We start from the raw sequence: 21,502 nt of genomic DNA on the forward strand, positions 1-21,502 counted from the left end.
GACCCCATGGCCAATCCCAGCGCTAGCGCCTATAACGCAGACGCCATCGAAGTCCTCTCGGGCCTTGACCCGGTCCGCAAGCGGCCGGGCATGTACACCGACACCAGCCGGCCCAACCACCTGGCCCAGGAAGTCATCGACAACAGTGTCGACGAAGCCCTGGCAGGCCATGCCCGTTCGGTACAGGTCATCCTCCACGCCGACCACTCGCTGGAAGTCAGCGACGATGGCCGCGGCATGCCGGTGGACATCCACCCCGAAGAGGGCGTGTCCGGTGTCGAGCTGATCCTCACCAAGCTGCACGCCGGCGGCAAGTTCTCCAACAAGAACTACCAGTTCTCCGGTGGCCTGCACGGCGTCGGCATCTCGGTGGTCAACGCCCTGTCGAGCCAGGTGCGCGTGCGCGTCAAGCGCGATGGCAACGAGTACCAGATGACCTTCGCCGATGGCTTCAAGGCCAGCGAGCTGGAAGTGGTCGGCAGCGTCGGCAAGCGCAACACCGGCACCAGCGTGTACTTCACCCCCGATCCGAAGTACTTCGACTCGCCGAAGTTTTCCATCAGCCGTCTCAAGCATGTGCTCAAGGCCAAGGCCGTGCTGTGCCCGGGGCTGTCGATCAGCTTCGAGGACAAGGGCACCGGCGAGAAGGTCGAGTGGCACTACGAGGACGGCCTGCGTTCCTACCTGGTCGACTCGGTCAGCGAGTTCCTGCGCCTGCCTGACGAGCCGTTCTGCGGCAGCCTGGCGGGTAACAAGGAAGCCGTGGACTGGGCCCTGCTGTGGCTGCCCGAGGGCGGCGACAGCATTCAGGAAAGCTACGTCAACCTGATCCCCACCGCCCAGGGCGGTACCCACGTCAACGGCTTGCGCCAGGGCCTGTTGGATGCCATGCGCGAGTTCTGCGAATTCCGCAACCTGCTGCCGCGCGGGGTCAAGCTGGCCCCCGAGGACGTCTGGGAGCGCATCAGCTTCGTGCTGTCGATGAAGATGCAGGAGCCGCAGTTCTCTGGCCAGACCAAGGAGCGCCTGTCCTCCCGCGAGGCGGCGGCGTTCGTCTCCGGCGTGGTCAAGGACGCCTTCAGCCTGTGGCTCAACGCTCACCCCGAGCTGGGCATGCAACTGGCGGAGCTGGCCATCAGCAATGCTGGCCGCCGCCTGAAGGCGAGCAAGAAGGTCGAGCGCAAGCGCATCACCCAGGGCCCGGCGCTGCCGGGCAAGCTGGCCGACTGCGCCGGGCAGGACCCGATGCGCGCCGAACTGTTCCTGGTCGAGGGCGACTCGGCCGGTGGTTCGGCCAAGCAGGCGCGGGACAAGGAATACCAGGCGATCCTGCCGCTGCGCGGCAAGATCCTCAACACCTGGGAGGTCGATGGTGGCGAGGTCCTGGCCAGCCAGGAGGTGCACAACATCGCCGTGGCCATCGGCGTCGACCCGGGCGCCAGCGACCTCAGCCAGCTGCGCTACGGCAAGATCTGCATCCTCGCCGACGCCGACTCCGACGGCCTGCACATCGCCACCTTGCTGTGCGCGCTGTTCGTCCAGCACTTCCGCCCGCTGGTCGAGGCTGGGCACGTCTACGTGGCCATGCCGCCGCTGTACCGCATCGACCTGGGCAAGGAGATCTACTACGCCCTGGACGACGCCGAGCGTGACGGCATCCTCGACCGGCTGGTCGCCGAGAAGAAGCGCGGCAAGCCGCAGGTCACCCGCTTCAAGGGCCTGGGCGAGATGAACCCGCCGCAGCTGCGCGAAACCACCATGGATCCGAACACCCGGCGCCTGGTGCAGTTGACCCTGGACGACCTGGCGGGCACCACCGAGATCATGGACATGCTGCTGGCCAAGAAACGTGCGGGCGACCGCAAGAACTGGCTGGAGACCAAGGGCAACCTGGCCGAGGTCCTGGTTTGATGCGTCTGCTGCTGGCGGCCTGCCTGGCGTTGTGCGCCCTGCAGGCCCAGGCGGACAGCTGGCCGGAGCTCAAGCTGAGCGGCGAGCACGTGGTCGAAGGCATGCGCGGTGGCAACCTGTCGGGCCTGGCGTTCTGCCGTGGTGCGTTGTGGGCGGTGTCCGACCGCGACGACGACCGCATCTACCGGCTCGACCAGGAGCCCGGCGCCTGGCGTGCCCAGCCGCTGACCTTCACCCCGCCCGAGGCGCCGGACACCGGCCTGCCCTGGGGGCTGAAGTCGCGCAACTGGGCGGCGTCCTATATCCGCGGTGGCGCGCTGGACTTCGAAGGCATCACCTGTGACCAGGCCGGCACTATCCTGATCGTCAGCGAGGCCCACGCCGCGGTGCTGCAACTGCCGGTGGAGGGCGAGCCGGACTGGCTGCGCATCGATCAGGCCATGGTCCGCCAGGCACGCGCCAGCGGCATGCTGCTGCACTTCAATGCGTTGTTCGAAGGCCTGGCGATCAACCCGGCGGGCGACCGCCTGTGGCTGGCTGCCGAGCGCGAGCGCCGCGGGCTGTTGTCGGTGCAGCGCCAGCAGTCGGTGTGGACCTGCGGGCGCAGTTGCGTGCTGCTCAGCGAGGCCGGGGTCGAGATGCAGCCGCCGCAGTTTCCCGGCGCGCGTCCGGTAGCGCGGGATTTCGCCGACCTGGCCTGGTTCGAGGGCAAGCTGTACACCCTCGAGCGCAATGCCTACCGCATCTGCCGGCGTGACGTCGACAGCGGCGCGGTGGAGCGCTGCTGGTCGTTCGCCGCCGAGGCATTGCAGGACAGCCGGCGCTACGACCAGGCGTACGGCCTGACCGAAGCCCTGGTGATCGACAAGGACGGGGCCTGGATCGGCGTGGACAACAACGACCGCCCGCGCGCCGACGGTGAAACCCGGCCGGTGGTCTGGCGCTTCGCCGCGCCGCAAGGTGGCTGGAGCGCCAAGCCGTGAGCCAGCCACCGGGCAAGCGTGCGGGCAGGATATTGATGATCGTCGCCTGGGCGGCGGCGATGTTTCTTGCCACGCGCTTTTTCGGCCAGTGGCAAGACCGCCAGCAGAACCCCAATAGCGTGGTGCAGAGCGAACAGGGCGATGGTTTCATCGAAGTGCGCCTGCTGAGCAATGGCCAGGGGCATTTCGTCGCCGATGGGGCGATCAATGGCCGCGTGGTGCATTTCATGCTCGATACCGGCGCTACCGATGTGGCGATCCCCGAGGCCCTGGCCCGCGACCTGGACCTGGCCCGTGGCGCGCCGGTGCAACTAAGCACCGCCAACGGCCGCACCGAAGGCTACCGCACCCGGCTCGACAGCCTGCGCCTGGGTGACATCCACCTGCGTGACGTGCGCGCGCTGGTGGTGCCCGGCCTGGATGGCCAGGCCGTGCTGCTGGGCATGAGTGCCTTGAAACAACTTGAATTTACCCAGCGCGGCGGCACCATGCTGCTGCGCCAGAACCTGAAATGACGAGGCCCGCATGAGCGACTCACTCGAACTCAGTCTCGAAGGCGTCGAACGCCGTTCCCTGGCTGACTTCACCGAACAGGCCTACCTCAACTACTCCATGTACGTGATCATGGACCGCGCCCTGCCGCACATCGGCGACGGCCTCAAGCCGGTGCAACGGCGCATCGTCTATGCCATGAGCGAGCTGGGGCTCGATGCCGACTCCAAGCACAAGAAGTCGGCGCGTACCGTCGGCGACGTGCTCGGCAAGTTCCACCCCCACGGCGACTCGGCGTGCTACGAGGCCATGGTGCTGATGGCCCAGCCGTTCAGCTATCGCTACACCCTGGTCGACGGCCAGGGCAACTGGGGGGCGCCGGACGATCCGAAGTCGTTCGCCGCCATGCGTTACACCGAGGCGCGCCTGTCGCGCTACTCCGAGGTGCTGCTCAGCGAGCTGGGCCAGGGCACCGTAGACTGGGTGCCGAACTTCGACGGTACCCTGCAGGAGCCGGCCGTGCTGCCGGCGCGCCTGCCCAACATCCTGCTCAACGGCACCACCGGCATCGCCGTGGGCATGGCCACCGACGTGCCGCCGCACAACCTGCGGGAGGTGGCCAGCGCCTGCGTGCGCCTGCTCGACGAGCCCAAGGCCACCCTCGAGCAGCTCTGTGAGCACATCCAGGGCCCGGACTACCCGACCGAAGCCGAGATCGTCACCCCGCGCGCCGACATCCTGAAGATGTACGAAAGCGGCAAGGGTTCGATCCGCATGCGCGCGGTGTACCGCATCGAGGATGGCGACATCGTCGTCACCGCGCTGCCGCACCAGGTCTCCGGGGCCAAGGTGCTGGAGCAGATCGCCGCGCAAATGCAGGCCAAGAAGCTGCCGATGGTGGCCGACCTGCGCGACGAGTCGGACCACGAGAACCCCTGCCGCATCGTCATCATCCCGCGCTCCAACCGGGTGGACGCCGCCGAGCTGATGCAGCACCTGTTCGCCACCACCGACCTGGAAAGCACCTACCGGGTCAACGTCAACATCATCGGCCTCGACGGCCGGCCGCAGCTGAAGAACCTGCGCCAGCTGCTGCTGGAGTGGCTGGAGTACCGGGTTGGCACCGTTCGTCGCCGCCTGCAGCACCGCCTGGACAAGGTCGAGCGGCGCCTGCACCTGTTGGATGGCTTGCTCACCGCGTTCCTCAACCTGGATGAAGTGATCCACATCATCCGCACCGAGGAGCACCCCAAGCAGGCGTTGATCGCCCGCTTCGACCTGACCGAGATCCAGGCCGACTACATCCTCGAGACGCGCCTGCGCCAGCTGGCCCGCCTGGAAGAGATGAAGATCCGTGGCGAGCAGGACGAACTGCTCAAGGAACAGAAGCGCCTGACCACCCTGCTGGGCAGCGACGCCAAGCTGCGCAAGCTGGTGCGCAGCGAGCTGCTCGAGGACGCCGAGACCTACGGCGACGAGCGCCGCTCGCCGATCGTCGAGCGTGCCGAGGCCAAGGCCCTGTCGGAAAACGAGCTGATGCCGACCGAGCCGGTCACCGTGGTGCTGTCGGAAAAAGGCTGGGTGCGCTGCGCCAAGGGCCACGATATCGACGCCACGGGGCTGTCGTACAAGGCGGGCGACGGCTTCAAGGCCGCCGCCGCCGGCCGCTCCAACCAGTTCGCGGTGCTGATCGACTCCACCGGGCGCAGCTACTCGCTGGCTGCCCATAGCCTGCCGTCGGCCCGTGGCCAGGGCGAGCCGCTGACCGGGCGCCTGACGCCGCCGCCGGGCGCCACCTTCGAGTGCGTGCTGCTGCCCGAGGACGATGCGCTGTACGTGGTGGGCTCCGATGCCGGTTACGGCTTCGTGGTCAAGGGCGAGGACCTGCAGGCCAAGAACAAGGCCGGCAAGGGCCTGCTCAGCCTGCCCAACGGCGCCAAGGTCATGACCCCGCGCCCGGTGAGCAACCGCGAGCAGGACTGGCTGGCCGCGGTGACCACCGAGGGCCGGCTGCTGGTGTTCAAGGTGGCCGACCTGCCGCAACTGGGCAAGGGCAAGGGCAACAAGATCATCGGCGTGCCGGGCGATCGGGTGGCCAGCCGCGAAGAGTATGTCACCGACCTGGCGGTGATCAGCGAGGGCGCGACCCTGGTGTTGCAGGCCGGCAAGCGTACGCTGTCGCTCAAGCCGGATGACCTGGAGCATTACAAGGGTGAGCGTGGGCGTCGTGGTAGCAAATTGCCACGTGGTTTCCAGCGCGTCGATGCCCTGCTGGTGGAAACCCCCGCTTGAGTGAATGGGCCGTCCGCAGCGGCGCTTTCGGCGCCGCTTCGGGCGGAAATGCTGGAGTCTGGCGGCTATTTCGCGGATGATAGTGCCCTTGCGGCACCGGCGTGGCCGAGTGCCCGATTGAATCTACACGAGTATCACTGCGGTCTGTCCGTGACGACCGCCTGGATGGGATGAATGAAATTTCTGCGCCTTCCATTTGCGCTGCTGATGACTGGCCTGCTGGGCCTGAGCGGGTGCAGCATGCACCAGCCGGTCGCCCTGTATCAGCTCGACAGCGGTGAGCCCGGCCAGCCGACCCAGGCGGCGGGCATGGCGGTGGTGCTTGGCCCCGTGTCGGTGGCCGACTACCTGCAACGCGAAACCTTCTTGCAGCGCCAGACCGATGGCAGCCTGACCGCGGCGACCGACGGTCGTTGGGCCGGCAGCCTTTCGTCGGATATCGACCAGTTGCTGGTGCGCCAGCTGGCGTGGCGCCTGGACAGCCAGCGCGTGGTCCTGGCACCGGCCAGCGCCGGCTTCACCCCGGACGTGCAGGTGCTGCTGTCGATCACTCGCCTGGACTCCGGCAAGGACCAGCCCGCGATCCTCGACGCCCAGTGGCGTGTGCTCGACCGCCGTGGCCAGGTGCGTGACAACCGCATCGTCCACCTCGAGCAACCACACGCCGGCAGCGAGTCGGCGCAGGTCCAGGCCCAGGGGCAATTGCTGCAAAAACTGGCCGAGCAACTGAGCACGGCGGTCAAGCCACTGGCCAACCAGCCGGCCATCGCCGAAGAGGCCCCGCGCAAGCAGGCCGCGCCGGTACAGGTGAAGAAAGAGCCGGAGAAGCCGAAGATCCCGATGGCCTCGCCGATTCGCACCGATATGGAAGTGTTCCGCTTCTGATATCCACAGCCCACAAAAAAGCCCGCAGCGATGCGGGCTTTTTTGTGGGCTGTGGACGATCCCCTGTAGGAGCGGCCTTGCCGAGGCGTCGTACCGGTCGGAAAGGGCTGCGTAGCAGCCCCAGGATCTCAGTGTTGATGCCAAGATTGCTGGGGCCGCTCTGCGGCCCTTTCGCGACACAAGGCCGCTCCTACAGGGAGCGCACAACCTCTAAATCTCAGGCGCGGTGCTCGTCCATCCGCGCCAGCTGGCGCTCGAGCATCGACGGGTACGGCTCCATCAGGCGTTCCACGCAGCAGGCGCCCTCAGGGCTGGCGATCGGGCGGATGCGGGCGCGCTGGCGTACCAGGGCATCATCGCTGATGCGCCGCTCCACCAGCAGCAGGTTGCGGCTGTGCTGCGACAGGGCCAGGGCGTCCTGAGCCTGCTCGGTCATCAACAGCTCGACCTGGTCCAGGCCCTGCAGGTCGTCGGCCAGCACCAGGCCCAGCTGCAGTTGCAGGGTGATGCCGCTGTCGGCCACCTCGATCTGCAGGGCATGGCCCAGGGCGCGCAGCAGTTCGCCGCAGCAGATGGCGTTGGTCAGGTAGTCTTCGCCGCTGTCACGGCTGTGGAACAACAGCAGCGTGCTGCCGTCGTTGAGGGTGTGGATTTCCCCTTCGTACAGCGAGGCGGCCTGGTCCAGGCAGTCGCGGTAGCGCTCCAGCAGCTCGGTCAGGCGCGTGCGCGGCAGGCGTCGCAGCTGCTCCTGGGAGCCTAGCTGCACGGCCAGCACGGCGCTGTGCTGCGGCTCGTCGGGCTCGACCACGGCCGGCTTGGCCGGTTCGCTCTGCGCGTCCATCAGGTCGGCGAAGGCGTCGTCGTCATCCTCCTGCGCCTGGGACTGAGGCTGGGCCACGGCCGTCGCCCGCGGCGCCGGTTTGGCCGCGGGCAGGTCGTCGAAGTCGTCCTCCTCGTCCTCGATTTCGGGCTCCGGCGGCGGCGGCGGGGCCAGGCGCGCGTGCAGTTGGCGGGCAAGGTCGCCGATTTCGTCCTGGCGGTCGATGGCCGGGGTGTAGGGGTGCGGGTCGCGCAGCCATACGCGCAGTTGCAGCAGCGGCGTGGAGATGAAGCGACCCAGGCGCAGGCTCAGGGTCAGCGCCAGGGCCAGCAGGATGGCGGCAAGGATGCCCATGCTCTGCAGGCTGATCAGCATCGGCTGCTGGAACTGGCTCATGTCCAGGCTGATACGCAGCTGGCCGGCGGTCACGTCCTGGAAGGTGATCTTGGTCTGGTACACGCCTTCGGCTTCGCCCAGCAGGCTGTTGCGCGGGCGCTGGCCGGCCTCGGCGAGGATTCGGCTGTCGACGCTGTAGATGGCGGCGTGGGCCACCAGCGGGTTCTTCACCAGGTTGCCGAGCAGCACGTTGAGGCTGAGGATGTCGTTGGACACCAGCAGTTCGGTCGCCGAGGTGGCTGTCTGCGTGGTCAGGCTCTGGCCCACGGCGTCGGCCTGCTCATGCATGGCCTGCTTGAACTGCAGGCCCATGACGCAGGCATAGATCACCAGGGCCAGGGCCACCAGGAAAATATTGTGGCTGGCGATACGCAGGGCCAAGGGGATTCGGCGCTGGCTCAGGGCTCGGTAGATCATCAGGAAGAAGTTGTCGGGTTTGACGGGCGTGGGCCGGTTCACAGAGCGCGGCTCTTCATGGCGAGAAAGTTGCTGCGCAGTATAGCGATACGTGTTTTGTCGGCAAAGTGGCGTTGGCACCCGATGGTCACGGAAAATCGGTAGAATGCGCATTTTTCATCGAGTTGGAGCCCGGTCTTGCGCGAAATCGTCCTGATCAACATCACTGGGGAAGACCGTCCAGGTCTTACCGCGGCCATCACCGGCGTCCTGCTCCAGGGCGGTGTGAACATTCTCGACATCGGCCTGGCGGTGATGCACGGCACGCTGTCGTTCGGCATCCTGGTCGACATTCCCGACAACGAGGTGGCCACCGCGCTGCTGCAGAGCGTGCAGGCCAAGGCCCACGAGCTGAACCTGCAGGCGCGCTACACGCCGATTTCCGAGGCCGACTACCAGCACTGGGCCGACAGCCAGGGCGAGGCCCGCCATATCGTCACCCTGCTCAGCCGCCGGGTCACCCCGCAGCAGTTGCAGCGGGTCAGCGCGATCATCAGCCAGTCCGGCCTGACCATCGAGCGCATCGAGCGCTTGTCGGCACGGGTGGCGCTGGATGCGCCGAGCGAGAAGGGCAAGTCGGCCCTGGAAATTTCCGTGCGGGGCGAGCCAGGCGACGCCCAGGCCCTGCGTGCGGCGTTCTTCGCATTGTCCGAGGAATTGAACATCGACATCGCCTTCCAGCGTGACGACCTGTTCCGCCGCAATCGCCGCCTGGCGGTGTTCGACATGGACTCGACGCTGATCGAGGCCGAGGTGATCGACGAGTTGGCCAAGGCTGCCGGGGTTGGCGAGCAGGTGGCGGCGATCACCGAGCGCGCCATGCGCGGCGAGCTGGACTTCCGCGCCAGTTTCAAGGAGCGCATGGCGCTGCTCAAGGGCCTGGATGTGGGCGTACTTGACCAGATCGGCGCCTCGCTGCGCCTGACCGAGGGCGCCGAGCACCTGTTCGCCGAGCTCAAGCGCCTGGGCTACAAGACCGCGATCCTCTCTGGCGGTTTCTCCTACTTCGCCAAGCAGGTGCAGGCGCGCCTGGGCATCGACTATGTGTTCGCCAATGAGCTGGAAGTGGTCGATGGCAAGGTGACCGGCGTTGCCGTCGAGCCGATTGTCGACGCCCAGCGCAAGGCTGACTTGCTGCAGCAGCTGGCCAGCGAAGAAGGCCTGCAACTGGAGCAGACGATAGCCGTGGGCGATGGCGCCAACGACCTGCCGATGCTGTCGCTGGCCGGCCTGGGCGTGGCGTTCCGCGCCAAACCGCTGGTGCGTCAGTCGGCCAAGCAGGCGATCTCGACCTTGGGCCTGGACGGTGTGCTTTATCTGCTCGGCGTGCGTGATCGCGAAGCGCGCGCTTGATCTTGATCCCTGGGGCCGCGTTGCGGCCCGTTCGCGGCACAAGGCTGCTCCTACAGATGATCGCGTACCCCTGTAGGAGCGGCCTTGCGTCGCGAAAGGAGGGCCAAGCCCTCCCTGCAATCCCAAGGTAAAAAAGCCCTGCATGATTTGAATCATGCAGGGCTTTTTTTATTAGCGGATGGTCAGGCCTGGCTCGGCTGCGCCAGCAACTCACCCATGCGCACGGCGGAGCCGGCACCCAGGCTCTCGGCCCACTTCACCTGCTCTGGCCCGAACAGCACGATGGCGGTGGAACCCAGCTTGAAGCGCCCCAGTTCGGCGCCTTTTTCCAGGTGGATTGGCGCACGGCTGGCGTCGTCGTAGCGGAAGGTCTTCAGCTCACGCTTCGGTGGCGTGACCAAGCCGGCCCAGACGGTCTCGATCGAGGCAACGATCATCGCGCCGACCAGGACCACGGCCATCGGTCCGCGCTCGGTGTCGAACAGGCACACCACGCGCTCGTTGCGGGCGAACAGCTCAGGCACGTTCTCGGCGGTGGTCTGGTTGACCGAGAACAGCCGGCCCGGCACGTAGACCATCTCGCGCAGGGTGCCGGCCAGCGGCATGTGCACGCGGTGGTAGTCCTTGGGCGACAGGTAAATGGTGGCGAACTCGCCGCCCATGAACGGCGCGGCCAAGGCCGGGTCGCCGCCCAGCAGCTCCAGAGCGCTGTAGCCGTGGCCCTTGGCCTGGAAGATGCGGCCATGCTCGATCGGGCCGAGCTGGCTGACCGCGCCGTCGGCCGGGCAGAGCACCGCGCCAGGTGTTTCGTCCAGCGGCCGGGCACCGGGCTTGAGGGCGCGGGTGAAGAAGGCGTTGAAGTGCTCGTAGGCGCTGAGGTCTTCGACCAGCGCCTCGGACATGTTCACCTGGTAGCGCTTGGCGAACCAGGCGGTGAAGGCGTTCTTGAACCAGCGCGCGCGGCACTCGGCGACGCAGCCGGCCAGCCGCGACAGCAGGTGGTGCGGCAGCAGGTACTGGCTGATGATGAACAAACGGGATTTCATTGAGTGTCCTTAAACTTCGACGGGCGTGTCGGGGTGGTTGCCCCATTCGCCCCAGGAACCGGCGTAGCCCTTGACCCGTGGGTAGCCGAGGGCCTTGGCCACGAGGTAGGTGAAACCGGAGCGGTGGTGAGTCTGGCAATGGGTGATCACTTCCTTGTCGGGGGTGATGCCCAGGTTTTGCAGGACTTCGGCGATGTCCTTGCGGATGCGCAGGTGGTCGTTGAGGTCCATGCCGGCGGTCCACTCGAAGTTGATCGCGCCGGGAATGTGCCCACCCTTGGCCGCGAGCACCTTCTCGCCGCTGTACTCCAGCGGCCCGCGGGCGTCCCAGATGACCAGGTCGGCGGCGCCCAGGCGGCTTTGCAGGTACTCACGGGTGGCGGTTGGCTCCGGGTGCAGGTGCAGGGCGACCGGGCCGCCCGCGCTGGTGGGGGTGTCGGTGGACAGCTTGTCCGCCGGCCAGGCCTGGATACCGCCGTTGAGGTAGTGGTAGGCCTTGTGGCCGATCACGTCGAGCAGCCAGATGAAGCGCCCGGCCCAGCCGCCGCCTTCGTCGTCGTACACCACGTATACCGCGTCGTCGCGGTGGCCGAGCTCACCGAACAGTTTTTCCAGGTCGGCGCGGGCCGGCAGCAGGCCCGGTGCCGGTGGCTGGCCCAGTTGGGTGCGCTTGGGATCGACGAAACGGGCCCCGGGGATGTGGCCGCTGCCGTAGCGGTTGACGCTGGTCAGATCGACCAGGATCAACTGCGGCGAATCCAGACGCGGCAGCAGGTCCCCGGGTTCGATCACCAGGGGCAAGCCGGAAAAGTCAGTCATCCACGGTCTCCAGGGTGCAAAGGGGGCGATTGTAGCGCAAGGCTCATCAATTGCGGTTGCCGAAGGTGGCCAGGGCGCGCTCGATGCATTGCGCGGTTTTACCGAAGGCCTGCACGCTGACATCGGCCAGGGGCTTGCCGGCCTGGTCGGCCACCGCCAGCATCAGCACCTGGTCGCCGACCGCCAGCGAGCGCAGCAGCAAGTGTTCGCCACGGAAGAAGGCGCGCAGCGGCGCCGGCAGCAAGGCGCTGAACTGGGCATGGTTGTCTGGCGTCAGGCGCAGCTGGCCGGCCTTGCTCATCAGTTTTTGCAGCAGTTTGTGCTGTGGCAGCGACAGCGCCATGGCCGCGGCCTCTTTCGGCAGGCCGGCCGTTTGCTGCACGCGCAGGTAGTCGCTGGCCTTGTCCAGGCTCAACAGCATCACCCGTTGCATGCCGCAGGCCAGCAAGGCATCGCGGGCCTGGGTGGCCAGGTGCACGCCGTTGCTGAATGGGCTGGGCTGGGCCAGCAAGGTCTGGCACAGCGCGCGCCAGCGGCCGAGGTCCTCGGTGCTGGGCGGTGGTGGCGTGAGCATGTCCGGGTGCGGACGGCGCTGGTGCCAAGGCCAGATCAGTGCCTCGGCCGGGTGGAACAGGGCATGGCGGGCATGGTGGCGGGCACTCGCCGCGGCTTGCTGGTGCACCTGCTGCTGGACGTCGTCCAGGCTGGTTTGCAGGTACAGCGCGGTGAGCAGCTGCCAGCGCAGCAGGTGCGGGTTGTCCCAGCCAACCTGGGCGGCCAGGGCCAGGCCGTTGGCCAGCAGCACGGTGTTCGGCGGCTGGTTGAACCAGCGGCGCAGGGCCGGCTCTTCATCCAGGCGCTGCTGCTGTGCCAGTGGCTCCTGTTCGCGGGCGATGGCCAGCACCTGGGCCAGTTGCTCGCGCTCTTCGAGCAGCAGGCGATAGCCCTGGATGACCCACTCGGGCAGGCGCCAGTGTTCGGCCAGGCTGCGGCACAGCAGCATCAGGCGCACCCCGAACAGCTCCTGCTCGACCACGGCGGCGTCCTCGCCCTTGTGGATGACCCGCAGTTCCCAGGTGTCGAGCAGCTTGGGGTAGGCCAGGGCCAGCGGCCACATCGGCGAAAGGAACAGCAGGCTGCCCCAGTGGATCTCCTGCCACAGCCGCGCCAGGCGGCTGGCGAACAGACCATTGGCCTGCTGCGTGGCGTGCTGGCTGATCAACAGGAACTGGCGCAACACCGGCGGAATATCATCGCCCGGCAGCGCCGGCAGGCGCGCCAGCAACTGGCTGGTGCGGGCCAGGCCAAGGCGGTTGAGGGCGATTTCCAGGCTTTCGGCGGGCTCGGCCTGGCTGGCATTGGCCGAATGGTTGGCCTCGCGCATCACGCACAGCACCAGCGCGGGGCTGTCCTGCATCAGTTCGGCAATGTCGCGCAGGGATCGACGGCTGTCGTTGATGGCCTGCAGAACACGGTCGTGGCTGTCTTTGGGCACGGGTACTCGAATCCCGTCGAGCAGCTTTACCCAGGCCTCTAGACTCGACGGAACCTGACTTGGCACCTTGGTTTCAATTGGCATATTGACATCAGTCCGAACTGGCTTTTCGCAATGAGTGGCTATAGTCTGGCGCAGTTCTGCCGATAAGTAGAAGAAGAGTTTTCAAGCTTCCGTTCCCCATCCTGACCACGACAGCAAGTGCTTCCAACTTATGGCTAAAATTATCGGCATCATCGTCGTATTCGCGAGCGTGCTCGGCGGCTACGTGCTTTCCCACGGCAAGATCGCGGCCCTGATCCAACCGTTCGAGGTGCTGATCATCGGCGGCGCGGCCTTTGGTGCGTTCCTCCAGGCCAACCCTGGTTACATGACCATGCATGTGATCAAGAAGTCGCTGAAGATGTTCGGCACCCGTTTCACCCACACCTTCTACCTGGAAGTGCTGGGCCTGGTGTACGAGATCCTCAACAAGAGCCGTCGTGAAGGCATGATGGCCATCGAGGGCGACATCGAGGACGCGGCGGCCAGCCCGATCTTCGCCAAGTACCCCGCAGTGCTCGGCGACGAGCGCATGACCGCGTTCATCTGCGACTACCTGCGCATCATGTCCACCGGCAACATGGCGCCCCACGAGCTCGAAGGCTTGTTCGACATGGAGCTGCTGAGCATGAAGGAAGAGCTCGAGCACCCGTCGCACGCGGTCACCGGCATCGCCGACGGCATGCCCGGCTTCGGTATCGTCGCGGCGGTACTGGGCATCGTGGTGACCATGGCCTCGCTGGGGGACGGCGACCAGAAGTCCATCGGCCTGCACGTGGGTGCGGCGCTGGTCGGTACCTTCTTCGGTATTCTTGCCGCCTACGGCTTCTTCGGCCCGCTGGCCAACGCCCTGCGCCACGACGCCAAGGAAGAGCTGAACGTCTACGAGGCGATCAAGGCCTCGCTGGTGGCTTCGGCCTCTGGCATGCCGCCATCGCTGGCCGTGGAATTCGGGCGCAAGGTGCTGTTCCCGGCGCACCGTCCGAGCTTCGCCGAGCTGGAACAAGCAGTACGCGGTCGCTAAGCCATGGAGAACAATCAGCCCATCATCGTCAAGCGCGTCAAGCGCTTTGGCGACGGCCACCACGGCGGGGCCTGGAAGATCGCCTTCGCCGACTTCGCCACGGCGATGATGGCGTTCTTCCTCGTGCTGTGGCTGCTGTCCACCGCCACGCCCGAGCAGAAGATCGCCATCGCCGGCTACTTCAAGGACCCGATCGGTTTCTCCGAGAGCGGCACGCCGTACATCATCGACCTGGGCGGCACGCCGCAGCTGGCGCCGGAAAAGACCATCAACCCGGAAGAGAAGTCCGAGCCGACGCCTGATACCAGCCTGCAGCTGGACAAGGACAAGGTCGAGACCCTGGCCGAGCAGGTCGAGCGCGAACGCCTGGAGCTGTTGCTGCAAGAATTGCAGAACAAGGTCGAGGAAAACCCGCAGCTGCAGAAGTTCAAGGACCAGATCCTGTTCGAGATCACCCAGGACGGCCTGCGCATCCAGATCATGGATGCCGAGAACCGGCCGATGTTCGACCTGGGCAGCGCGCGCCTGCAGCCGTACTTCGAGGACATCCTGCTGGCGATGGCCGACACCATCAAGGCGGTGCCGAACAAGATCAGCATCAGTGGCCATACCGACGCCAAGCCGTATTCCGGCACGGGCGACTTCGGCAACTGGGAGCTGTCGGCCAACCGCGCCAACGCTGCCCGTCGGGCACTGGTAGCCGGTGGCTATCCGGACGAGCAGGTGGCGCGGGTGGTCGGTTATGCGTCGTCGTCGCTGTTCGATCGGGCCAACCCGTTCAACCCGGTCAACCGGCGCATCGATATCATCGTCCTGACCAAGAAGGCCCAGCGCGATATCGAGGGCGAGCAAGGCGCGCCAGAGAAGACCCCGCCGGCCGATGCCGCGCCGCCTGCCGGCGCTGCAACCGCGCCAGGGGCGGGGGATGCGCCGATGCAGCCGCGCGAGCTGCGCCAGAAGCTGAACATCTTCGAGGAGGGTGTGTTGAAGATGGACGAGGCCAAGGACCAGTAAGGACGCCGTAGGCGCGAGCTTTGCTGGCGCATCCAGGCGACGCGCTGGATGGCACCGGCTGTGCCGGTGTTCGCCGGCAAGGCCGGCTCCTGCGGGAGCCACACTAGAATCCGCGCCTGATCTTGGCCTTGAGGTCGGCATGGAAGAAGTCGGCATTGTCGCGGTCCGCGGCACTGCCTCGCGGCAGCGCTGCTTGCATCCCCCGGCCGAATGTCTGCTCGTCGTGGTAGGCCCAGACGAACAGGTCGATATGCCCGCGATCGCGCATGACCGGCCATTTGCCCAGGCGTTCAGGCACTTCCCCCGGGCTGCCCAGATAGAAGCTCACCCGCCGGCCGGTCATCGCGGCTGCGCCCAGCAGCCAAGCCGTCCACCAGCCTTCCTGGTCGCCTGCGGCCAGCACCCCGACCCAATGCGTGGCATCGGCCATCTGCTGGCAAAAGCCGCCATGCAGGTCGTCGAAGGTCTGCCCTTGGCTGTCGAACAGCACCAGTTGCGTGGGGATGCCTTCGAGCAGCAGGCGTTCGTTGAGAATGAAGGCGTCGAGCCGCTCTGCGTGGCGATAGCTGATGAAGACCGGCATTGGCGTTGCCCTCCTTGATCCAGGCCGACAAGCCATGACCATCGAGGAAAGCCAGGAGCAGGACAATAGGTGTCGGCAAAACCGGAGCGGTCTTACACCGCTCGGTAATGCATCCTACATTTGGGCGGGGTTAGTAGCTGTCTTCCGGCAGGCTGGCGATGATCGAGCGATAGCTGTTCATGCGTTGCTGCGTGACGCTGCCGTCCTCGAGGGCCTTCAACAGCGCGCAGCCCGGCTCGCGGTCGTGCTTGCAGTCGCGGAAGCGGCAGTTGCCGATGAGCTCGCGGAACTCGATGAAGCCATCTTCGACGTCATCGCGGCTGACGTGGCCGAGGCCGAACTCGCGGATGCCCGGCGAGTCGATCAGGTCGCCACCGTTGGGGAAGTGGTACAGGCGCGCGGTGGTGGTGGTGTGGGTACCCTGGCCGGACCACTCCGAGAGGTCGCCGACCCGGGTGCCGGCCTCGGGCAGCAGGCTGTTGACCAGCGACGACTTGCCCACGCCCGATTGCCCGACGAACACGCTGATATGGCCGTCGAGCGTCTGTTGCAGGCGTTGCATGCCGTCGCCCTGGTGCGCCGAGACCTCCAGCAGCGGATAGCCCAGGCCACGGTAGACCTCGAGCATGGCATGCAGGGTCGGGCCGTTGTCGGCGTCGATCAGGTCGGCCTTGTTCAGCAGCAGCAGCGGGCGGATGCCGGCATGTTCGGCGGCCACTAGGTAGCGGTCGATCAGGTTGGGGTGCGGCTCGGGGGCCGGGGCGAAGACGATGACGATCAGGTCGACGTTGGCCGCCACCGGCTTGAGCTGCCCATGGTTGTTCGGCCGGCACAGCTCGGTGCTGCGTGGCATTTGCGCGACGATCACGCCGATGCCCTGGTTGCCGGCGCGCCAGACCACGCGGTCGCCGGTGACCAGCGCCGGCAGGTTGGCCCGCAGGTGGCAGCGGAAGACCTGGCCGGCGGCTTCGCCGTCCTGGGCCTCGACCTCGACCTGCACACCGAAGTGGGCGATCACCAGGCCCAGTTGCTCTGGGCCCAGGTCGCCGCCTTCCAGCTCTTGCAGCACGTGCTGCTCGCGTTTGGCGGCGCGGGCGGCGCGTTCGCCCTGGATCTTTTCGATGCGCCAGTTCTGGCGGCGGTTGAGCTGGCGTTTGGCCATGAAGGTTCCGTGTTGGCGGGGCAGAAAGAAAACGGCGGCAGTTTAGCACGCTACGCCCATGAGCCGCCTGGCTAGGCTAATATGACGGGCTATTCGAGGAGCACCTGCATGCACAACCCACAGAACCTGATCTGGATCGATCTGGAAATGACCGGCCTGGATCCGGACAGCGACGTCATCATCGAGATGGCCACCATCGTCACCGACAGCGAGTTGAACACCCTGGCCGAAGGCCCGGTGATCGCCATCCACCACAGTGATGAAGTGCTGGCGCGCATGGACGAGTGGAACACCCGCACCCATGGCGCCTCGGGCCTGACCCAGCGTGTGCGCGAGAGCAAGGTGAGCATGGCCGAGGCCGAGGCGCAGACCATTGCCTTCCTCGAGCAGTGGGTACCGAAGGGCAAGTCGCCGATCTGCGGCAACAGTATCTGCCAGGATCGTCGTTTCCTTTACCGGCACATGCGCGCGCTGGAAAACTATTTCCACTACCGCAACCTGGATGTCTCCACGCTCAAGGAGCTGGCTGCGCGCTGGGCGCCGGAGGTGCGTGACAGCTTCAAGAAGGGTGGTACCCACCTGGCGCTGGACGATATCCGCGAGTCCATTGCCGAGCTGCGTCACTACCGTGAGCATTTCATCAAGGTCTGACCTTGCCGGGCGCCGACGATCGTCGGCGCGCCCCCTTTTGGTGCCGCGCCTGACTGGGTAGACTGCGCGCCTTTCCTGCTCGGGGCCGCACCATGTTGTTGATGCTCTACCTCATCGCCATCACCGCTGAAGCCATGACCGGCGCGTTGTCTGCCGGCCGACGGGGCATGGACTGGTTCGGCGTGGTGCTGATCGCCTGCGTTACCGCGCTGGGCGGCGGCTCAGTGCGCGACGTGCTGCTGGGGCATTATCCGCTGACCTGGGTGAAGCACCCTGAGTACCTGGTGCTGACCAGTTTTGCCGCGCTGTTGACGATCTTCATTGCGCCCTTGATGCGCCATCTGCGCTCGCTGTTCCTGGTGCTCGATGCCCTGGGGTTGGTGGCGTTTACCTTGATCGGCTGCATGACGGCGCTGGAGATGGGGCAGGGGTTCCTGGTGGCTTCGATCAGTGGGGTGATCACCGGGGTGTTTGGCGGGATCCTGCGGGATATCTTCTGTAACGACATTCCATTGGTGTTTCGGCGGGAGCTGTACGCCAGTGTGTCGTTCGCGGCTGCGTGGTTCTACCTGGGGTGCGTTTACTTCAAGGTGCCGGCGGAGCAGGCCATGCTCCTGACCTTGTTCGGTGGTTTTCTGGTTCGATTGTTGGCGATTCGGTTTCATTGGGAAATGCCGAAGTTTCATTACAACGATCAACAGTAACCTCGGGCAATACGCTGAATTTTTCAGTTTCCCCGTAGGAGCCGGCTTGCCGGCGAGAGGTCATCACTGTAGAAACGCGGCAGTCGTTTGATAACCACTCAAGGTTTTGCTCTTGCTCTTGCTCTGTTTTTTGATTTTGCTTCTACGCGCGCGATAGTTCAGGCGCCGCCAATTGCGACTTCAGGAGGCCGAGCGGAGTTCTTGCGTAGTGGGGCGACGGCCATGGATGGCCGTCGAGCGCTGCGCCCCAGGATGGGGCGTACAGCGCGGTACCCACGGGAGCAAGAACGGAGCGAGGGGACCCCGGAGCGAAGCGTAGGGGCCGGATGAATGGAGCGAGGATTTTTTGGTTCCTTTTTGATCCTTCAAAAAGGGACCCGCCGTAAGGGCGGAAAGGTGACTATGCGTCGCCATCGCCAATGAATGCGCGTATAACTTTCAAAACTCACGCTCTGAAAGTCAAAGTCAAAGTCAAAGTCAAAGTCAAAGTCAAAGTCAAAGTCAAAGTCGATCGGCGTGGGTATTCACAGAAGTAAGCGCATTCATTGGCTATATCGACGCTTAATCACCTTTTCGCCCTTACGGCGAGTCACTTTTTGTCAAACGCGACAAAAAGTAACCAAAAAACGCTGCGCTCCATTCATCCGGCCCTACGCTCCGCTCCGGGTTCCCTCACTCCGGCCTTGCTCCCGGGAGGACCGCGCTGTAGGGCCCATCCTGGGCCCCAGCGCTTGACGGGCATCCATGCCCGTCACCTCCCTACGCAAGGCCTGCGTTCGGCCTCCTGAAGTCGCGAAGTTACGGGCGGCGCCTGCACTGGCGCAGCTGACGCTAGCGGGATGTGGCGTTAACCTCTTGATCGACAAAGCCAAAGCCAAAGCCAAAGCCAAAGCGGCGGAGTGGGGTGGCTGCGGGGGGGGGGGTTAAAGGGCGTTGTGGCGGGCCAGCGCCCACTCTACATGCTCGCGTACCAGCACCGACGGATCATCCCGCCGCGTCTTCAGCGCCTCCACCACGGGAATGGTCGACGGCGCGTTGCCAAGCCCCACCGCAAGGTTGCGCAGGAACCGTTCATACCCCGCCCGACGCAAGGGCGAGCCCTCGGTGCAGCCGAGAAAGCGCTTTTCATCCCACAGGAACAGCTCGGCCAGCTCGATATTGTCCAGCCCCCGGCGGGGAATGAAGTCATCTTCGGCAGTGGTCTTGGCGAAACGGTTCCACGGACAGACGATCTGGCAATCGTCGCAACCGAACACCCGGTTGCCGATCAACGGCCGCAGCTCCAGTGGAATGGCACCGCGCAGCTCGATCGTCAGGTACGAGATGCAACGCCGCGCATCGAGCTGGTAAGGCCCGACAAAGGCCTGGGTCGGGCAGATGTCCAGGCACGCCTGGCAGCGGCCGCAGTGGTCGCTGCCCTGGATGCCATCGATCGGCAGCGGCAGGTCGACGAACAGCTCGGCAAGAAAGAAGTAGCTACCCGCCTTGCGGTTGAGCAACAACGTGTTCTTGCCGATCCAGCCAAGACCCGCCTCCTGCGCCAAGGCCTTCTCCAGCACCGGCGCGCTGTCGACGAAGGCACGGTAGCCGAACGGGCCGATGGCCTCCTGGATACGATCGGCGAAGTGCTGCACGCGCTTGCGCACCAGCTTGTGGTAGTCGCGGCCCAGGGCGTAGCGCGAGATATAGGCCTTCTCCGGCTGCGCCAGGCGCTGGGCCATCTGCGTGTCGCCAGGCAGGTAGTCCATGCGCAGCGAAATCACCCGCACAGTGCCCGGAATCAGCTCGGCCGGGCGCGAACGCTTGGTGCCATGGTCACCCATGTACTCCATTTCGCCGTTGTAGCCAGCCGCCAGCCAACGCTGCAGGTGCTGTTCGTGCTCGCCAAGCTCGACGCCGGCAATGCCGACATGGGCAAAACCGAGTTCGCGGCCCCAATCCTTGATCGATTGGGCCAGTGTGGCGATATCTGGGAGGTCGGCGGACATGGATGTGCAGGCATTACAGGCGGAGGTGCGTATAATTCTGCCAGACATCGGAGCCTTTGACCCCATGCCTCAGACCAAACACCCACAGAATGCCCCGCACATCCTCAGTAGCCTCACGCTGCCGGGCCTGGCGGCGCGCCCGGCGAACGCCCACAAGGGCGACTTCGGCCATGTGCTGGTGGTCGGTGGTGACCTCGGCACGGGCGGCGCGGTGATGCTCAGCGCTGAGGCGGCGCTGCGTTGCGGTGCCGGGCTGGTCAGCGTGGCAACCCGCCCCGAGCACGTGGCCGCCGGCCTTACCCGCCTGCCCGAGACCATGTGGCTGGGCGCAAGCTCGGCCAACCAGCTGATGGCCGCGCTCGAGCGCGCCACGGTGCTGGTGGTCGGCCCCGGGCTTGGCCAGGCAGCCTGGGGCCGCAGCCTGCTGTCGGCGGTGGCCAACGCGCAGCAACCGCAGGTGTGGGACGCCGATGCGCTCAACCTGCTGGCGCGCACGCCGTTGGCGTTGCCCAGTGCCAGCATCCTCACCCCGCACCCCGGGGAGGCGGCGCGGCTGCTGGGCATCTCCACCGAGGCGGTGCAGGCTGACCGGGCAGGGGCCGCGCGCAAGCTGGCGCGCCGCTATGCCAGCGTGTGCGTGCTCAAGGGCGCCGGCACCCTGGTGGCCGACCCCGCAGGCCAGCTGGCGCTGTGCGAGCGGGGGCACCCGGCCATGGCCGGTGCCGGGCTCGGCGATGTGCTGACCGGGGTGTTGGCCGCGCTGCTGGCGCAAGGGCTGCAAGCCTGGCAGGCGGCGTGCCTGGGCGTATGGCTGCATGCCTGCGCCGGCGAGCGCCTGGGCGTTAAAGGTAGAGGGCTGGCAGCCAGTGATCTGGTGCCGGTCATTAGAGCGTTATTGGAGGAGCATTCAGCGTGTCAGGTGTAACCCTGTTTCTGGCCGACGAGCCAGCCACCGTCGCCTTTGGCGCGAAGCTGGCCAAAGTGACCGGCGGTCATGGCGTGATTTTTCTCGAAGGCGACCTGGGCGCCGGCAAGACCACATTGTCACGTGGCCTGATTCGTGGCCTGGGCCACCAGGGGCCGGTGAAAAGCCCGACCTTTACCGTGGTCGAACCCTACGAAATCGGCGATATCCGTGCCTTCCACTTCGACCTGTATCGCCTGGTCGACCCGGAGGAGCTCGAGTACCTGGGCATCCGCGACTATTTCGAGGGCGATGCGCTGTGCCTGTTCGAGTGGCCCGATAAAGGCGCAGGCGTTTTGCCAAAGCCCGACCTGACCATTACCATAAGCCCGCAAGCGGGCGGACGTTCGCTTAACCTGTCGCCGCAGGGGGCACGCGGCGAATCCTGGTGTGCCGTTCTGGCCGAAGAATTCAAACAGTAA

General features: G+C 65.8%; 19 protein-coding genes. 12 read left to right on the forward strand and 7 right to left on the reverse strand.

What is annotated here, in order from left to right; all coding sequences use genetic code 11:
• Window positions 1–6 precede the first annotated feature (6 nt).
• The 5 genes from parE to KSS95_RS05460 all read left to right on the forward strand — a co-directional run bounded on the left by parE (window position 7) and on the right by KSS95_RS05460 (window position 6,563).
• Complete coding sequence (parE, locus tag KSS95_RS05440; RefSeq protein WP_217852315.1) at window positions 7–1,911, forward strand: DNA topoisomerase IV subunit B; 1,905 nt, start codon at window positions 7–9, stop codon at window positions 1,909–1,911.
• Window positions 1,908–2,894: an esterase-like activity of phytase family protein gene (locus KSS95_RS05445; RefSeq protein ID WP_217852317.1), complete on the forward strand. Its 987-nt coding sequence runs from the start codon at window positions 1,908–1,910 to the stop codon at window positions 2,892–2,894. Before parE ends, KSS95_RS05445 begins: the two co-directional genes overlap by 4 nt.
• Window positions 2,891–3,409, forward strand: coding sequence for a retropepsin-like aspartic protease family protein (locus KSS95_RS05450; protein ID WP_217852319.1), 519 nt, complete (start codon window positions 2,891–2,893; stop codon window positions 3,407–3,409). Before KSS95_RS05445 ends, KSS95_RS05450 begins: the two co-directional genes overlap by 4 nt.
• A 10-nt stretch (window positions 3,410–3,419) precedes the next feature.
• Entirely contained in the window at window positions 3,420–5,678 is a 2,259-nt protein-coding gene (gene parC / locus KSS95_RS05455; RefSeq protein ID WP_217852321.1) for a DNA topoisomerase IV subunit A, read from the forward strand.
• A gap of 174 nt (window positions 5,679–5,852) precedes the next feature.
• Window positions 5,853–6,563: a PqiC family protein gene (locus KSS95_RS05460; protein ID WP_217852324.1), complete on the forward strand. Its 711-nt coding sequence runs from the start codon at window positions 5,853–5,855 to the stop codon at window positions 6,561–6,563.
• A gap of 217 nt (window positions 6,564–6,780) precedes the next feature.
• On the opposite strand, the gene KSS95_RS05465 is transcribed toward KSS95_RS05460, so the two are convergent.
• Window positions 6,781–8,238 carry a histidine kinase gene (locus KSS95_RS05465; RefSeq protein ID WP_217852326.1) on the reverse strand — a complete coding sequence of 486 codons (1,458 nt, stop codon included), beginning with the start codon at window positions 8,236–8,238 and terminating at the stop codon, window positions 6,781–6,783.
• A 135-nt stretch (window positions 8,239–8,373) separates the two neighbouring features.
• On the opposite strand from KSS95_RS05465, the gene serB reads away from it, so the two are divergent.
• Window positions 8,374–9,588 carry a phosphoserine phosphatase SerB gene (serB, locus tag KSS95_RS05470; protein ID WP_217852328.1) on the forward strand — a complete coding sequence of 405 codons (1,215 nt, stop codon included), beginning with the start codon at window positions 8,374–8,376 and terminating at the stop codon, window positions 9,586–9,588.
• A gap of 182 nt (window positions 9,589–9,770) precedes the next feature.
• On the opposite strand, the gene asd is transcribed toward serB, so the two are convergent.
• The 3 genes from asd to KSS95_RS05485 are packed head-to-tail and all read right to left on the reverse strand — an operon-like array spanning window position 9,771 to window position 13,032.
• Window positions 9,771–10,634, reverse strand: coding sequence for an archaetidylserine decarboxylase (gene asd / locus KSS95_RS05475; RefSeq protein WP_217852331.1), 864 nt, complete (start codon window positions 10,632–10,634; stop codon window positions 9,771–9,773).
• Window positions 10,635–10,643: 9 nt separating this feature from the next.
• Window positions 10,644–11,453 carry a thiosulfate sulfurtransferase gene (rhdA, locus tag KSS95_RS05480; RefSeq protein ID WP_217852334.1) on the reverse strand — a complete coding sequence of 270 codons (810 nt, stop codon included), beginning with the start codon at window positions 11,451–11,453 and terminating at the stop codon, window positions 10,644–10,646.
• Between the two features lie 46 nt (window positions 11,454–11,499).
• On the reverse strand, window positions 11,500–13,032 hold the full coding sequence (locus KSS95_RS05485; RefSeq protein WP_217852336.1) for an HDOD domain-containing protein: 1,533 nt from the start codon (window positions 13,030–13,032) through the stop codon (window positions 11,500–11,502).
• Between the two features lie 130 nt (window positions 13,033–13,162).
• On the opposite strand from KSS95_RS05485, the gene motA reads away from it, so the two are divergent.
• Window positions 13,163–14,014, forward strand: coding sequence for a flagellar motor stator protein MotA (motA, locus tag KSS95_RS05490; protein ID WP_217852338.1), 852 nt, complete (start codon window positions 13,163–13,165; stop codon window positions 14,012–14,014).
• Window positions 14,015–14,017: 3 nt separating this feature from the next.
• Complete coding sequence (gene motB, locus KSS95_RS05495; protein WP_217852340.1) at window positions 14,018–15,028, forward strand: flagellar motor protein MotB; 1,011 nt, start codon at window positions 14,018–14,020, stop codon at window positions 15,026–15,028.
• 103 nt (window positions 15,029–15,131) lie between these two features.
• On the opposite strand, the gene KSS95_RS05500 is transcribed toward motB, so the two are convergent.
• Both KSS95_RS05500 and rsgA read right to left on the reverse strand, forming a co-directional pair.
• Window positions 15,132–15,611 (reverse strand): molecular chaperone Tir, encoded by a 480-nt coding sequence (locus tag KSS95_RS05500; protein WP_217852342.1) that lies wholly within the window; start codon window positions 15,609–15,611, stop codon window positions 15,132–15,134.
• 130 nt (window positions 15,612–15,741) lie between these two features.
• Window positions 15,742–16,773 carry a small ribosomal subunit biogenesis GTPase RsgA gene (rsgA, locus tag KSS95_RS05505; protein WP_217852344.1) on the reverse strand — a complete coding sequence of 344 codons (1,032 nt, stop codon included), beginning with the start codon at window positions 16,771–16,773 and terminating at the stop codon, window positions 15,742–15,744.
• Window positions 16,774–16,881: 108 nt separating this feature from the next.
• Between rsgA and orn the strand changes: the two genes are divergently transcribed.
• Both orn and KSS95_RS05515 read left to right on the forward strand, forming a co-directional pair.
• Window positions 16,882–17,424, forward strand: a complete 543-nt coding sequence (orn, locus tag KSS95_RS05510; protein ID WP_217852346.1) for an oligoribonuclease — start codon at window positions 16,882–16,884, stop codon at window positions 17,422–17,424.
• Between the two features lie 92 nt (window positions 17,425–17,516).
• A complete protein-coding gene (locus KSS95_RS05515) occupies window positions 17,517–18,128 on the forward strand; it encodes a trimeric intracellular cation channel family protein (protein WP_023630647.1) in 612 nt (203 codons plus the stop codon).
• Between the two features lie 923 nt (window positions 18,129–19,051).
• On the opposite strand, the gene queG is transcribed toward KSS95_RS05515, so the two are convergent.
• Window positions 19,052–20,116, reverse strand: coding sequence for a tRNA epoxyqueuosine(34) reductase QueG (gene queG, locus KSS95_RS05520; protein ID WP_217852349.1), 1,065 nt, complete (start codon window positions 20,114–20,116; stop codon window positions 19,052–19,054).
• 64 nt (window positions 20,117–20,180) lie between these two features.
• Between queG and KSS95_RS05525 the strand changes: the two genes are divergently transcribed.
• Window positions 20,181–21,041 carry an NAD(P)H-hydrate dehydratase gene (locus KSS95_RS05525; protein ID WP_217852351.1) on the forward strand — a complete coding sequence of 287 codons (861 nt, stop codon included), beginning with the start codon at window positions 20,181–20,183 and terminating at the stop codon, window positions 21,039–21,041.
• Complete coding sequence (gene tsaE, locus KSS95_RS05530) at window positions 21,029–21,502, forward strand: tRNA (adenosine(37)-N6)-threonylcarbamoyltransferase complex ATPase subunit type 1 TsaE (RefSeq protein ID WP_217852354.1); 474 nt, start codon at window positions 21,029–21,031, stop codon at window positions 21,500–21,502. The genes KSS95_RS05525 and tsaE overlap by 13 nt, the downstream gene beginning before the upstream one ends.

Source organism: Pseudomonas muyukensis (assembly GCF_019139535.1).
GTDB classification, from domain to species: Bacteria; Pseudomonadota; Gammaproteobacteria; order Pseudomonadales; family Pseudomonadaceae; genus Aquipseudomonas; species Aquipseudomonas muyukensis.

What these genes read in the sequence shown, in the direction of transcription:
- motB (WP_217852340.1), top strand. Translation starts at nt 14,018, where the DNA reads ATGGAGAACAATCAGCCCATCATCGTCAAGCGCGTCAAGCGCTTTGGC.
- queG (WP_217852349.1), bottom strand. Translation starts at nt 20,116, where the DNA reads ATGTCCGCCGACCTCCCAGATATCGCCACACTGGCCCAATCGATCAAG.
- parE (WP_217852315.1), top strand. Translation starts at nt 7, where the DNA reads ATGGCCAATCCCAGCGCTAGCGCCTATAACGCAGACGCCATCGAAGTC.
- KSS95_RS05460 (WP_217852324.1), top strand. Translation starts at nt 5,853, where the DNA reads ATGAAATTTCTGCGCCTTCCATTTGCGCTGCTGATGACTGGCCTGCTG.
- KSS95_RS05515 (WP_023630647.1), top strand. Translation starts at nt 17,517, where the DNA reads ATGTTGTTGATGCTCTACCTCATCGCCATCACCGCTGAAGCCATGACC.
- orn (WP_217852346.1), top strand. Translation starts at nt 16,882, where the DNA reads ATGCACAACCCACAGAACCTGATCTGGATCGATCTGGAAATGACCGGC.
- motA (WP_217852338.1), top strand. Translation starts at nt 13,163, where the DNA reads ATGGCTAAAATTATCGGCATCATCGTCGTATTCGCGAGCGTGCTCGGC.
- parC (WP_217852321.1), top strand. Translation starts at nt 3,420, where the DNA reads ATGAGCGACTCACTCGAACTCAGTCTCGAAGGCGTCGAACGCCGTTCC.
- KSS95_RS05525 (WP_217852351.1), top strand. Translation starts at nt 20,181, where the DNA reads ATGCCTCAGACCAAACACCCACAGAATGCCCCGCACATCCTCAGTAGC.
- rsgA (WP_217852344.1), bottom strand. Translation starts at nt 16,773, where the DNA reads ATGGCCAAACGCCAGCTCAACCGCCGCCAGAACTGGCGCATCGAAAAG.
- rhdA (WP_217852334.1), bottom strand. Translation starts at nt 11,453, where the DNA reads ATGACTGACTTTTCCGGCTTGCCCCTGGTGATCGAACCCGGGGACCTG.
- KSS95_RS05500 (WP_217852342.1), bottom strand. Translation starts at nt 15,611, where the DNA reads ATGCCGGTCTTCATCAGCTATCGCCACGCAGAGCGGCTCGACGCCTTC.
- KSS95_RS05485 (WP_217852336.1), bottom strand. Translation starts at nt 13,032, where the DNA reads ATGCCAATTGAAACCAAGGTGCCAAGTCAGGTTCCGTCGAGTCTAGAG.
- asd (WP_217852331.1), bottom strand. Translation starts at nt 10,634, where the DNA reads ATGAAATCCCGTTTGTTCATCATCAGCCAGTACCTGCTGCCGCACCAC.